The organism is Streptomyces scabiei 87.22, assembly GCF_000091305.1.
Taxonomy (GTDB): Bacteria; Actinomycetota; Actinomycetes; order Streptomycetales; family Streptomycetaceae; genus Streptomyces; species Streptomyces scabiei.
This window is the reverse complement of the sequence record NC_013929.1, coordinates 4,074,574-4,086,896: the sequence shown is the minus strand read 5'-3', so window position 1 is coordinate 4,086,896 and position 12,323 is coordinate 4,074,574. Positions and strand designations below refer to the sequence as shown.

The window sequence follows — 12,323 nt, the reverse complement described above, 5'->3', positions numbered from 1 at the left end:
CGGAAGGTTGCGTTCCGGCCGTGGAAGCGAGAACCGTCACAGTGCTGTCTCCGTGCGGCCCGGCCGGTTCCCCGGGGCGCGAGCCGCTCCCTAATGTGACCCTGTCAAGAACATTGCGGGGCAACGTGAATCAGATGCAGGGGCTGCTCCTCGCGGGGCGCTACCGGCTGGCCGACACGATCGGCAGCGGAGGCATGGGACGGGTCTGGCGTGCGCACGATGAGGTGCTGCACCGGGCCGTCGCGATCAAGGAGCTGACGGCCGCGCTCTACGTCTCGGAGAGCGAGCAGGGCATCCTCCTGCAACGGACCCGGGCGGAGGCGCGCGCGGCGGCACGGATCAACCACTCGGCGGTCGTCACCGTGCACGACGTGCTGGAGCACGACGGCCGGCCGTGGATCGTCATGGAGTTGGTCGAAGGTGTCTCCCTGGCCGACGCGGTCAAGGAACGGGGGCGCGTCGAGGCGCGCGAGGCGGCGCGGATCGGGATGTGGGTGCTGCGCGCGCTGGGCGCCGCCCACCGGGCCGGCGTCCTGCACCGCGATGTGAAACCGGGCAACGTCCTGCTCGCCGAGGACGGCCGGGTCCTGCTGACCGACTTCGGGATCGCGCAGGTCGAGGGCGACACCACCATCACCCGGACCGGCGAGATCGTCGGGTCAGTCGACTACATCGCCCCCGAACGCGTGCGCGGGCACGACCCCGGGCCGGCGTCCGACCTGTGGTCGCTGGGCGCCACGCTGTACACGGCCGTCGAGGGCAAGTCGCCCTTCCGGCGCACCACACCGCTCACCACGATGCAGGCCGTGGTGGGCGACGAAGTCGCCGAACCCGCGCAGGCCGGGCCGTTGGGGCCCGTCATCACCGCACTGCTGTGCAAGGACCCGGCGGTACGGCCCGCCGCCGTCGAGGTCGAGCAGATGCTCGCCGAGGCGGCGGAGGGGCGGCGGCCCCGGGTGGCGCAGGCGTATGTGCCGACCCGGCAGCATCCGACGGGCGTGGACGACGACACGGGTGGTGCCGCCGCGCCCGACGGTGCGGGGGGTGGGGGCGCGCGTGGTGCGGAGGGCGCACACAGGGCACCCGGTGCGCTCGGTGCGCCCGGTGGGGGTACGGCCGGTGGGTTCGGTGCGGGTACGGCTCGTGCGTCCGGTACTTACGCGGGCGGTGGGCCCGGTACGGCTCCGGTTGGTGGGCCCCGTACGGCTACGGGAGGTGTGCCCGCCGCCGGGGACCGCGGTCCGGGCGCCGGCCCCTTCGGTACTCCGGCCGCTCCGACGGCTCCGCCGTCCACGACCCGGCGGCGCGGCCGAGGCCGTACGGTCGTGACCGTGCTCCTGCTGGCCGCGCTCGTCGGCGGGGGAGGCGCCGCGGCGATGCACTACGCGGACATGTGGCGCACGGACAGCGGCTCCACGGCCGGGGCGGACGGCGCGGACGACGGGGTGCCCGGCGGGTGGAAGCGCGTCGAGGACCCGGAGGGTTTCAGCCTCGCTCTGCCCCGGGGGTGGAAGCGGCAGGTGAAGGGGACGCAGATCGACTACACCCCGGACGACCGTGAGCACTTCCTCCGGATCGCCGTCGACGACTCGCCGGACTTCGACAGCCCGTACCACCACCAGCTCGACCTGGAGGAGCAGTTGCGGGCGGCGCGGCCCGAGTACGACCGGGTGAGTCTGAAGGAGAACATCTTCCGCGACCGGCCGGGCGCCCTGTGGGACTTCACCTGGACCGCGCCGGCGAAGGACACGGAGTTCCCCGGGCCGCGCCGGGCGATCGAACAGATGTATCTCTCCCGGGACGGCGTCGAGTACACGGTCTACATGTCCGCCCCCGCGGCCGACTGGAAGACGGCGGAGGAGCAGTTCTACGCGGTGCTGCGCAGTTGGCGGCCGCCGAAGCGGTGAGCCGGGGCCGCGATGCCGGCAGTGGAGCGAACCCGGCACGAGGGTCCCCCGCACGGCGCTCGCGTGGCGCTCGGGGGTCGCGCGTACGTCGCTTGTCGGCCAGGCCGTTCCGCGGCACCGGAGGGTTTCGGTCCGGTGCGGCATGATGGGGCGTATGGGGACCGAGGGGGAGAACGTCCGTCTCATAGCGGGCCGGTACCGGCTGGAGGCCAGGATCGGCCGCGGCGGTATGGGTGTCGTGTGGCGCGCCACCGACGAACTCCTCGGCCGGCAGGTGGCGGTCAAGGAGCTGGCTTTCGACGACTCCCTGCCGGAGGAGCGGCTCCGGCAGCGCCGCGAGCGCACCCTGCGGGAGGCCCGGGCGGTCGCCCGGCTCGGCCACCCGCACATCATCGTCGTGCACGACGTCGTCGAGCAGGACGAACGCCCCTACATCGTCATGGAGTTGATCAACGGCGGCTCGCTCGCCGAGCGCATCGAGGCCGAGGGGCCCATGGACGCGCGCGAGGCGGCGCGGATCGGGATCGACCTGCTGGGCGCGCTGCGCCGGGCGCACGACGCCGGGGTGCTGCACCGCGACCTCAAGCCGGCGAACGTCCTGATGGAGACCGGAACCGACCGGGTCGTCCTCACCGACTTCGGCATCGCCCAGGTCGCCGGCGCGACCACGCTCACCGAGAGCGGGTCCTTCGTCGGCTCGCCCGAGTACACCGCGCCGGAGCGGATGGCCGGGACCCGCACCGGGCCGGAGTCCGACCTGTGGTCGCTGGGCGCGCTGCTGTGCGCCGTGCTCAGCGGTGAGTCGCCGTTCCGGCGCGATTCGCTGGGCGGCATCCTGCACGCGGTCGTCGTGGACGAGATCCGGCCGCCCGCGCAGGCCGCGCCGCTCCTCCCCGTCGTACGGGGGCTGCTGGAGCGCGATCCGGACCGCCGGCTCGACGCGACGGAGGCGGAGCGGCTGCTGCGGGCCTTCCGGGAGACCGGCCGGACACCGAGGACGACCAAGGCCCCGAGGACGTCGGCCGGTTACACCCCGACCCGGCGCGACGTGCCGCGGCCGGGGCGGGACGTACGGCGCGCCGCCGCGTCAGCGGGCGCCGCGCCGGAAGGACCGGCCCAGGGCGGGCAGGCGGCGTCCGGGGCACCCGTGTCCGGCGGCCCGGAGGTGGCCCTGCGGGAGCAGCCCGCGCAGCAGCAGCCGCGCTCCACCCGCAGCGTGCTGATCGCGGCCGCGCTGGTGGCGGCGATGGCCGGGGCGGGCGTCTCGGCCGCCGCGCTGCTTATGCGGGAGGGGGACGACGGCGGAGGCGGCGGCACGCCGGGCACCTCGGCGCCGCGGTCACCGGACGCGTCGCGGACCACGGGTGCGCCGTCCACGCCGGGCGGGTCCGGCGTGTCCGGTGGCGGGTCCGGCACGCCGGGTGCGCCGACGGACGGCACGGCGGGTACGTCGGCCGACGCCACGCCCACCGTCACGCGCTCGCGGGCGGCCACCGCGCCGGCCGCGCCCTCGGGGTACCGGCTGGCCGAGGACGACCGGGGCTTCAGCCTCGCCGTACCGGACGACTTCACCCGGGAGCCGCAGGGGAAGCGGGTGTTCTACATGTCCCCGGGGCAGGTGATCCGGATCGGCGTCAAGTTCGACGACCCGGAGGAGGGCGGGCCGGCCGGCGTGATGCGGCGCGCCCATGCGCAGGGGCCCTCGACGAACCCCGGCTACCGCGACGGCAGGGTCACCGAGACCACCCACGGCGGACGCCCGGCCGCGCTCTGGGAGTTCACCTGGGACGGCTTCAGCGCGGCGGAGGGGCCCCGGCACACCTACGACCTGTGCTGGGAGCAGGACGGGCGGCTGTACGACGTGTGGGTGTCGGCGCCCGTCGGGAAGGTGAGCGAGGCGAAGGAGTACTTCGACGTGGCGGTGGACACCTTCGTCCGCGGGTGAGCGGCGCTTCCGTGAGCGGCGCTTCCGTGAGAGGCGTTTTCGCGAGCGGCGCTTCCGTGAGAGGCGTTTTCGCGAGAGGCCCCGCGGTGCTCCCCGGTGCCCTCGGCCGGCATGCGCGTTCGTACCAAAGCGGAGATATACGGCGTTCCGCGTCACGGGTCTGTGACCGGAAAGCGACGGGGCTGGATGCCGACGGGTTCGCCGCGATACAGATGAGCGTATGAGCAGCAACGGGGGAGCCCCCTACGGGTCCGGCTACGGGTCGGACGAGCCGACGAGTTTCGGACTGCAACCGCCGCGGCCCGGCGTGCCGTACCCGGGGAACCCGTACGCTCAGCCGGCGGCGGCGGTGGCTCAGCCGACGCCGCCCCCCTCGATGCAGGCGCCGACGCCGCCCCCCTCGGCTCAGGCTCAGGCGCAGTCGCAGGCGTCGCCACCCCCGCAGGACCCCGGCACCGGTCGTCTGATCGCGGGCCGTTACCGGCTGCTCGCCAAGCTCGGCCACGGCGGCATGGGCACGGTGTGGCGGGCCCAGGACGAGACGGTGGACCGTGAGGTCGCCGTCAAGGAGCCGCGCGTACCGGACCATCTTCCCGAGCGTGAACGGGCCAACGCCTTCGAACGGATGCGCCGCGAGGCCCGTGCGGCGGCCCGGCTCGACCATCCCTCGGTCGTGAACGTGCACGACGTGGCGGTCGTGGACGGTCAGCCCTGGATCGTGATGGAGCTGGTCCGGGGACGTTCTCTGGGCGACACCCTCCAGGAGGGCACGCTCGGGGTGCGGGACGCGGCGAGAATCGGCCTCGACGTGCTCGGCGCACTGGAGGCGGCGCACGCGGCGGGCATCCTGCACCGGGACGTCAAGCCGGACAACGTCCTCCTCGGCCGCCACGACCGGGTCGTCCTCACCGACTTCGGCATCGCCCAGATCGAGGGCGAGACGAACCTGACGGACACCGGGGGCATCGTCGGCTCGCCCGAGTACATCGCCCCCGAGCGGGTGCTGGGCCAGCGGCCCGGTCCCGCGTCGGACCTCTGGTCGCTGGGCGTCGTCCTGTACGCCGCCACCGAGGGCGTGTCGCCGTTCCGGCGGAGCAACACGCCGGCGACCCTGCAGTCCGTCCTCAACGCCACACCGGCGGCGCCCGCCTCCGCCACGGGCCCGCTCGCCGAGGCCATCAACGGCCTGCTGCAGAAGGACCCGGCGCGCCGCCCGGCCGCCGCGCGCGTCCGCGAACTGCTGGAGACGGCCGTGAACCCGCCGGTGCTCGCGCCCACCCAGGAGGTCCGCACCGTCGCCGGGCCTCCGGCCGGGAACCCCAGGGGCGTCCGGATCGGTCCCAAGACCCTCGCCGGGCTCGGCGCGGTCATCGTCGCGGCGGCGGTGACGGCGTACCTGGTCGTCGCCGACCCCTTCGCGGGGCCCCTGCCGGACGGCTGGAAGCAGCGGGACCTCGGTGCGAAGGTCGCCGCGAGCGTGGGGGTGCCCGGGGACTTCGTGAAGGACACGTTCGAGCCGGACGCCACGGACGGCACCATCGCGCAGTACAGCGACCCGAGCGGGCTGATCCGGATCAACGTCGACCGGGACATCAAGAAGGACGACAAGGACGGCGAGATCCCGGACAACGCGCTGGACAAGGCGTACGCCGACTGGGAGCTGGTGAAGGACGGCGAGTACAGCCTGGACATCGCCGACACGCCGACGCCGAGGGGGAAGCCGCAGGAGGCGACGTTCGAGGGCAAGGAGGCCGCCGAGAACACCGTCAGGTACACGACCACCGACACGCAGGCACCGCGGCTGCGTGAGGCGCGGGTCCTGTACTACCGGGCGGGCAACGGCGACGTGTACCGGGTCTGGATCGACTATCCGGGCAAGGGCCACTTCACCGGGCAGGGCCGCGAGATCGCGCGTACGGCCCTGGCGAACCTGCGGCTGGAGCACACGTAGGCGCTCCGTCCCACCTACGCGCTCAGTACGCCCGCTCGGCGATCCAGGCCATGACCCGCTCGGCCACCTTCGGGTCGTCCAGCAGTGCGGCGCCGTGCGCGGAACCGGGCACGGTCTTCACCGTGACGCCGTTGGCGGGCATGTTGTGGTCCTTCTCCTCGGCCGTCTCGAGGTCGCGCGAGGGCTGGACGGGCGCGGCGTCGACCCGGGAGTGGACCAGGTACATGGGCGCGTCGTCGGCCCCGGAGGCCCGGCTCCTGGCCGCCATGTCGTTCCAGGTCTCCCGGCAGCCCGGCCGGGGGGCCGCCGTGGGGTCCACGGCCCCCTCCGTGGGCGTGTCCGCCTTCTTCCCTGTCTCCTTCGCCGCGCCGGGCCGGGTCTCCGGGGAGCAGCGGGCCAGGATGACGGCGTTGTCGCGGAGCCTGCGCTGCCGGTCCGTCGCGGTGGCGGCGTTGCCGTCCCGCCAGGCGCGGTACGGGTCGACGACGGGGGACAGGCCCACCACGCCGTCGAGGCCGTAGGCACCGGACCGGTACGTCGCCACGGTGGTCGCGATCTGGCCCCCGGTGGAGGAGCCCAGGAGCACCATCCGGTGGATGTCGAGGTCGAAGTCGGCGGCGTGGCGGCGGATCCAGTCGAGCGCGGACAGGGCGTCGGTGCGCTGGGCGGGCCAGGCGGCGTCGCTGTTCAGCCGGTAGTCCACGGTGAAGACGGCGTACCCGGCGTCGGCGAAGGTGCGCGACCAGGTGGCCCAGCCGGTGTCCTCGTGCCAGTAGCCGCCGTGCAGGATCACGAGGCCCGGCTGCGTCCCGTTCCGTTCCTCGCCGGCGGCGTTCCAGTAGGCGTCGAGGGTCTGCCGGGAGTGCGAGCCGTAGGAGTACATGGCCTCGTTGCGGTCGGCCGCGGTGCTGTCGCGCGTGTCCGCGACGAGGAGCGCGGCGACCACCGCGGCGCAGAGAACCAGACAACCCCAGAGGCGACGCACGGCCACCTGCCCTTCGAAGAACGACCCGACGGCAGGCGTCCGTTGTCCCCGGGGCCGCGGGGTCCGATCGACACGTCCGCGACCGCGTGTGGCTCGTCATGGCCACAGGGGGAGTGCCCACACGGCCTGCTCGCGTGCGCATCCGGACTATAGGCGGCCCGCTCGAACAAAAGCCAAGCGGGTCAGGGCGGTTGCCGTGAAGTGTTCGTGCGCGGCGGTGAAGCGGTCGTGCCCGGCGCCGGCCGGCACGGGCGGGGCGACGCGGCCGGTGTCCCGGAGGCGTCGCCTTGTCCGGCCCCTTGCCCCTAACATGCCGTGTCAAGTGCATGATCGGCGCGAGGGGCGAGCGAGCGTGGGCATCGAACACCTGGACGTGCGGGCGCACGCGAGGCAGCGCTGGGCGGCCAGGGGCGCACTCGCCTGCGCCGCCCTCGCCGTCCTGCTGCCGCTCGGTTACGCGCGCGCCGCGAGCCTGCTGCTCGTCGCCGGCGTCGTGCTCGGCGCCGGTCTCACGGTGGCCTCGCTGTGGTGGGTCCTGGTCCACCGCGGCGCTGTCCGGATCGCCGCGGGTGTGCTGGCGGTGGCCGCGCCGGTCGGTGTCATCTGGTGGTTCGCCGCCGTGAACCTGCTGTGGGTCGTGATCGTCTCCGCCGGGCTCTGGGCCGTGGCCGTCTGGTCCGGCAAGTTCGCCCTGAGGACCACCAAGTCCCACCACGTCCACGTGCCCGAGCACCGCACCCCGGCCCCCACCCGCCCGTTCCTCATCATGAACCCCAGGTCGGGCGGCGGGAAGGTCGAGCGCTTCCGGCTGAAGGAGCGCGCCGAACGGCTCGGCGCCACGGTCCATCTGCTCGACCCCGCGCACCACGAGGACGTCGCCGTACTGGCCCGCGACGCCGTCAGGAACGGCGCCGACCTGCTCGGGGTCGCGGGCGGCGACGGCACCCAGGCCCAGGTGGCGGCCATCGCGGCGGCGTACGACGTGCCCCTCCTCGTCATCTCCGCCGGCACCCGCAACCACTTCGCCATGGACCTCGGCCTCGACCGCGACAACCCCGCCGCCTGCCTCGACGCCCTCACCGACAAGGGGGTGGAGCTCCACGTCGACCTCGGGTACGCCAGCGGTCATCCGTTCGTCAACAACGCCTCCTTCGGCGCGTACGCCGCCGTCGTGCAGAGCCCCGCCTACCGCGACGACAAGGTCCGCACCACGCTGGAGCTGCTGCCCGAACTGCTCACCCACCAGCGGGGCCCGCGGCTCACCGCCCGCATCGGGAACGCCGTCATCGACGCGCCGCAAGCCGTCCTCGTCAGCAACAACGTCTACCGCAGCGACGACCTCGTCGGCCTCGGCCGCCGCGAACGGCTGGACGCCGGCGTGCTGGGCGTCGTCGGCGTGCGCGTCGACAGCGCCGCCGAGGCCGCCGGGATGGTCCTCGGCCCGAACGCCCCCGGGCTCAGCCTCCTCGTCGCGGACGAGATCGTCGTCGAGGCCGACCGGCCCGAGATCGAGGTCGGCGTCGACGGCGAGGCCCTGCTGCTGCCCACCCCGGTCCACTGCCGGGTCTCGCCGAAGGCCCTGCGCGTCCGCGTGCCCCGCGACCGGCCCGGCGTCCCCGAGCCCAAACCGCCCCTGGACTGGCGCCGGCTGCGCAAGCTCGCCGCCGCGGTCGGCCGTACTGCCCTGCCCAAGCACCGGGAACGGTACGGGTGGGCGCAGCGGTCGTGGGACCGGTGGCGCTGACCGTCCCGCCCGGTCCCACCCTGTCCTTCGCCGCGCCGGTGCCCCTCGGTCCGGGGGCGCGGCCCGCCGTTTCGAACAAGGTGACCGACGCCGCATTCGCGTCCGCACGGCACCACCCGCCGCGCTGATCAGCGACTTCGTTGCCAGCGATCACTGGCGCGGTGTGGACGCCCGGTGAAACCCTGTTACCGCCGGGTACCCAAAGTCGTCCGGTCCGGAATACCCTGCGCGTCATGACGGACTCGCAGGCCCCCGAAAAGACCGGCACGACCACCACGGGAACGACCGGCACGGCACGGACGACCGGCACCAACCCCCTCGCGGCAGCGCCCCAGGGCGCCCGTACCGCCGCCGACGTGGTCACCCCCGAACTGGTCGCCCAGCTCACCAAGGGCGTGGTCGGCTCCGGCCGGACCGCCAACCACACCCCGTTCACCGGTGAGAAGCTGGCCGATCTGCCGGAGTCCACCCCCGAGGACGTGGCGACGGCCTACGAGCGGGCCCGCGCCGCCCAGGCCGTCTGGGCCCAGCGACCGGTGCGCGAGCGCGCCGCCGTGCTCCTCCGCTTCCACGACCTGGTGCTGGAGCGTCAGGCCGAGGTGCTCGACCTCATCCAGCTGGAGACCGGCAAGGCCCGCCTCCACGCCCACGAGGAGGTCCAGGCCGTCGCGGTCTCCGCCCGCCACTACGGCCGCAAGGCCCCGTTCTACCTGAAGCCCAAGCGGCACACCGGCGCCGTACCGACCCTCACCAAGGTCACCGAGCTGCGCCACCCGCGCGGTGTGATCGGCCAGATCGCCCCCTGGAACTACCCGCTCGAACTCTCGGTCGGCGACGCCATCCCCGCCTTCGTCGCGGGCAACGCGGTCGTGATGAAGCCCGACACGGAGACCTGCCTGACCGCCCTGTGGGCCCGCGACCTGCTCATCGAGGCGGGCCTGCCCGCCGACGTCTTCCAGGTTGTCCTCGGCGAGGGCCCCGTCATCGGCCCCGAGGTCGTCCGGCACGCCGACTACGTCTCCTTCACCGGCTCCACCCGCACCGGCCGCGAGGTCGCCCAGGGCGCCGCCGCCCGCCTCGTCGGCGTCTCCCTCGAACTCGGCGGCAAGAACGCGATGCTGGTCCTCGCCGACGCCGACATAGAGAAGGCGGCGGCGGGCGCCGTCCGCGCCTGCTTCAGCTCCGCCGGCCAACTCTGCATCTCCATCGAGCGGTTGTACGTCCACGAGTCCATCGCCGACGCCTTCGTGGAGCGCTTCGCCGCCCGCACGAAGGCCATGCGCCTCGGCACGTCCCTCGCGTACGGCGCCGACATGGGCTCCCTGGTCGGCGAACGCCAGCTGGAGACCGTCACCCGGCACGTCGACGAGGCCGTGGAGAAGGGCGCCAAGGTCGTCGCGGGCGGCGTGGCCCGTCCCGACATCGGCCCCTACTTCTACGAGCCGACCATCCTCGACGGCGTCACGGAACCCATGTCCGTCTGCACCGAGGAGACCTTCGGGCCGGTCGTCTCGATCTACCGCTTCACGGACGAGGACGAGGCCGTCGAGGAGGCCAACTCCACCGCGTACGGCCTCAACGCCTCCGTCTGGACCAAGGACGGCCGCCGCGGCCACGAGGTCGCCTCCCGGGTCCGCGCCGGCACGGTCAACGTCAACGAGGGCTACGCCTCCGCCTACGGCAGCGTCCAGTCCCCCATGGGCGGCATGAAGGACTCCGGACTCGGCCGCCGCCACGGCTCCGAGGGCATCCTCAAGTACACGGAGGCCCAGACGGTCGCCCAGCAGCGCCTGCTGCCCATGGCCCCCTCCTTCGGCATGGACGACGAGAAGTACGCCCAGTTCATGAGCCGCAGCCTGCGGGCCATGAAGGCGCTCCGGCTCCGCTAGGTCCTCGGGCCCGCCCACCGTTCTCAACGAGGAGAGCACGTGTCGTACGACTACGACGTCATCGTCGTCGGATCCGGTTTCGGCGGCTCGGTCACCGCCCTGCGTCTGACCGAGAAGGGCTACAAGGTGGGCGTGCTCGAAGCGGGCCGCCGTTTCACGCGCGACTCGCTCCCGAGGAACTCCTGGGACCTGAAGAACTACCTCTGGGCCCCGGCCCTCGGCCTGTACGGCCTGCAGCGCATCCACCTGCTGGGCAACGTCATGGTGCTGGCCGGGGCCGGCGTGGGCGGAGGTTCCCTCAACTACGCCAACACCCTCTACGTACCGCCGAAACCGTTCTTCGAGGACCCGCAGTGGAAGGACATCACCGACTGGCAGGAGGAGCTGAAGCCGTACTACGACCAGGCCCGCCGCATGCTCGGCGTACGGCTCAATCCGACGATGACCCCCTCCGACGTGCACCTCAAGGCCACCGCCGAGCGGATGGGCGTCGGTGACAGCTTCCACCTGGCCCCGGTCGGTGTCTTCTTCGGCGACGGCGAGGACGCCGACGGCAAGGCGAAGGCCGCTCCCGGTGAGCGGGTGGCGGACCCGTACTTCGGAGGCGCGGGCCCCGCCCGCAGGGCCTGCACCGAGTGCGGCGAGTGCATGACCGGCTGCCGCCACGGCGCCAAGAACACCCTCAACGAGAACTACCTCCACCTCGCCGAGAAGGCGGGCGCGATCGTCCACCCGATGACGACGGTGGTGGCCGTGACGGAGGACTCGCAGGGCGGCTACGCCGTGTCGACCCTGCCGACCGACCGGCTGCGCAAGGGAGCGGGCCGCGTCCTGAAGGCCCGCCGCGTCGTCCTGGCGGCCGGCACCTACGGCACCCAGACCCTGCTGCACCGGATGAAGGCGAACGGCCTGCTGCCGCACATCTCGGACCGGCTGGGCATGCTGACCCGCACCAACTCGGAGGCCCTGGTCGGTGCCCAGACCGACAGCCGCCGCTACCGGAAGGCCCACGGCGCGCCCGAGGTCGACTTCACCCGGGGCGTGGCCATCACCTCCTCCATCCACCCCGACGAGAACACCCACATCGAGCCGGTCCGCTACGGCAAGGGCTCCAACGCGATGGGCGGTCTGTCCATCCTCCAGGTCCCCTACGCGGGCGGCACCGCGTCGGACGCCTCCCGTGTCCTCGGGTGGCTGGCGAACGCGGTCAGGCACCCGCTGCTGGTGGCCCGTTCGCTCTCCAACCGCCGCTGGTCGGAGCGGACCATCATCGGTCTGGTGATGCAGTCGCTGGACAACTCCCTGTCGACGCACCTCAAGCCGAAGGGGCTCGGCAAGGGCCTGCTGACGGCGCGCCAGGGTCATGGCGCGCCCAACCCCAAGCAGATCGAGGCCGCTTCCAGGGCCGCCTCCACCCTGGCCGCCGAGATCAACGGCTTCGCCGGCAGCAACGTGGGCGAGCTGATGGGCACCCCGCTCACCGCGCACTTCCTCGGCGGCTGCCCCATCGGTGCCACCGCGGCCGACGGCGTCATCGACCCCTACCACCGCCTCTACGGCCACCCCGGCATCTCCGTCGTCGACGGCGCCGCCGTCTCCGCGAACCTGGGCGTGAACCCCTCGCTGACCATCACGGCACAGGCCGAGCGCGCGATGGCGCACTGGCCGAACAAGGGTGAGCCCGACCACCGTCCGGCCCCGGGCGCGGCCTACGAACGGCTCGGCCCCGTGCAGCCGCTGCATCCGGCGGTCCCGGCGGACGCCTTCGGGGCGCTGCGACTGCCCCTGTTGCCGGTGCCGACGGTGCCGCCGAAGAAGTAGCGCAGCAGAAGAAGTAGCGCAGAAGTAGCGGAGAAGGACCCGCACCCCCCTCCGAGTGCGGGTTCTTCTCTCGTGTGCCAG

At 73.2% G+C, this 12,323-nt stretch carries 7 protein-coding genes; 6 read left to right on the top strand and 1 reads right to left on the bottom strand.

The features are described from left to right. Nucleotides 1-134 precede the first annotated feature (134 nt). The 3 genes from SCAB_RS17120 to SCAB_RS17110 all read left to right on the top strand — a co-directional run bounded on the left by SCAB_RS17120 (nucleotide 135) and on the right by SCAB_RS17110 (nucleotide 5,803). Nucleotides 135-1,907, top strand: a complete 1,773-nt coding sequence (locus SCAB_RS17120; protein WP_041669315.1) for a serine/threonine-protein kinase — start codon at nucleotides 135-137, stop codon at nucleotides 1,905-1,907. A 154-nt stretch (nucleotides 1,908-2,061) separates the two neighbouring features. Further along, entirely contained in the window at nucleotides 2,062-3,852 is a 1,791-nt protein-coding gene (locus SCAB_RS17115; RefSeq protein WP_013001353.1) for a serine/threonine-protein kinase, read from the top strand. 220 nt (nucleotides 3,853-4,072) lie between these two features. Then, nucleotides 4,073-5,803: a serine/threonine-protein kinase gene (locus SCAB_RS17110; RefSeq protein ID WP_013001352.1), complete on the top strand. Its 1,731-nt coding sequence runs from the start codon at nucleotides 4,073-4,075 to the stop codon at nucleotides 5,801-5,803. A gap of 22 nt (nucleotides 5,804-5,825) precedes the next feature. Here SCAB_RS17110 and SCAB_RS17105 read toward each other — a convergent pair whose 3' ends face one another. Then, entirely contained in the window at nucleotides 5,826-6,788 is a 963-nt protein-coding gene (locus tag SCAB_RS17105) for an alpha/beta hydrolase (RefSeq protein ID WP_231885057.1), read from the bottom strand. Between the two features lie 352 nt (nucleotides 6,789-7,140). Here SCAB_RS17105 and SCAB_RS17100 point away from each other — a divergent pair, with 352 nt between their 5' ends. The 3 genes from SCAB_RS17100 (at nucleotide 7,141) to SCAB_RS17090 (ending at nucleotide 12,242) form a co-directional block, all read left to right on the top strand. Next, nucleotides 7,141-8,532: a diacylglycerol/lipid kinase family protein gene (locus SCAB_RS17100; protein ID WP_013001350.1), complete on the top strand. Its 1,392-nt coding sequence runs from the start codon at nucleotides 7,141-7,143 to the stop codon at nucleotides 8,530-8,532. 233 nt (nucleotides 8,533-8,765) lie between these two features. Continuing rightward, nucleotides 8,766-10,421, top strand: a complete 1,656-nt coding sequence (locus SCAB_RS17095) for a succinic semialdehyde dehydrogenase (protein WP_013001348.1) — start codon at nucleotides 8,766-8,768, stop codon at nucleotides 10,419-10,421. A gap of 39 nt (nucleotides 10,422-10,460) precedes the next feature. Then, entirely contained in the window at nucleotides 10,461-12,242 is a 1,782-nt protein-coding gene (locus SCAB_RS17090) for a GMC family oxidoreductase (RefSeq protein WP_013001347.1), read from the top strand. Nucleotides 12,243-12,323: the final 81 nt, after the last annotated feature.

Coding starts and splice junctions, on each gene's coding strand:
- SCAB_RS17120 (WP_041669315.1), top strand. CDS start 135: ATGCAGGGGCTGCTCCTCGCGGGGCGCTACCGGCTGGCCGACACGATC.
- SCAB_RS17095 (WP_013001348.1), top strand. CDS start 8,766: ATGACGGACTCGCAGGCCCCCGAAAAGACCGGCACGACCACCACGGGA.
- SCAB_RS17115 (WP_013001353.1), top strand. CDS start 2,062: ATGGGGACCGAGGGGGAGAACGTCCGTCTCATAGCGGGCCGGTACCGG.
- SCAB_RS17110 (WP_013001352.1), top strand. CDS start 4,073: ATGAGCAGCAACGGGGGAGCCCCCTACGGGTCCGGCTACGGGTCGGAC.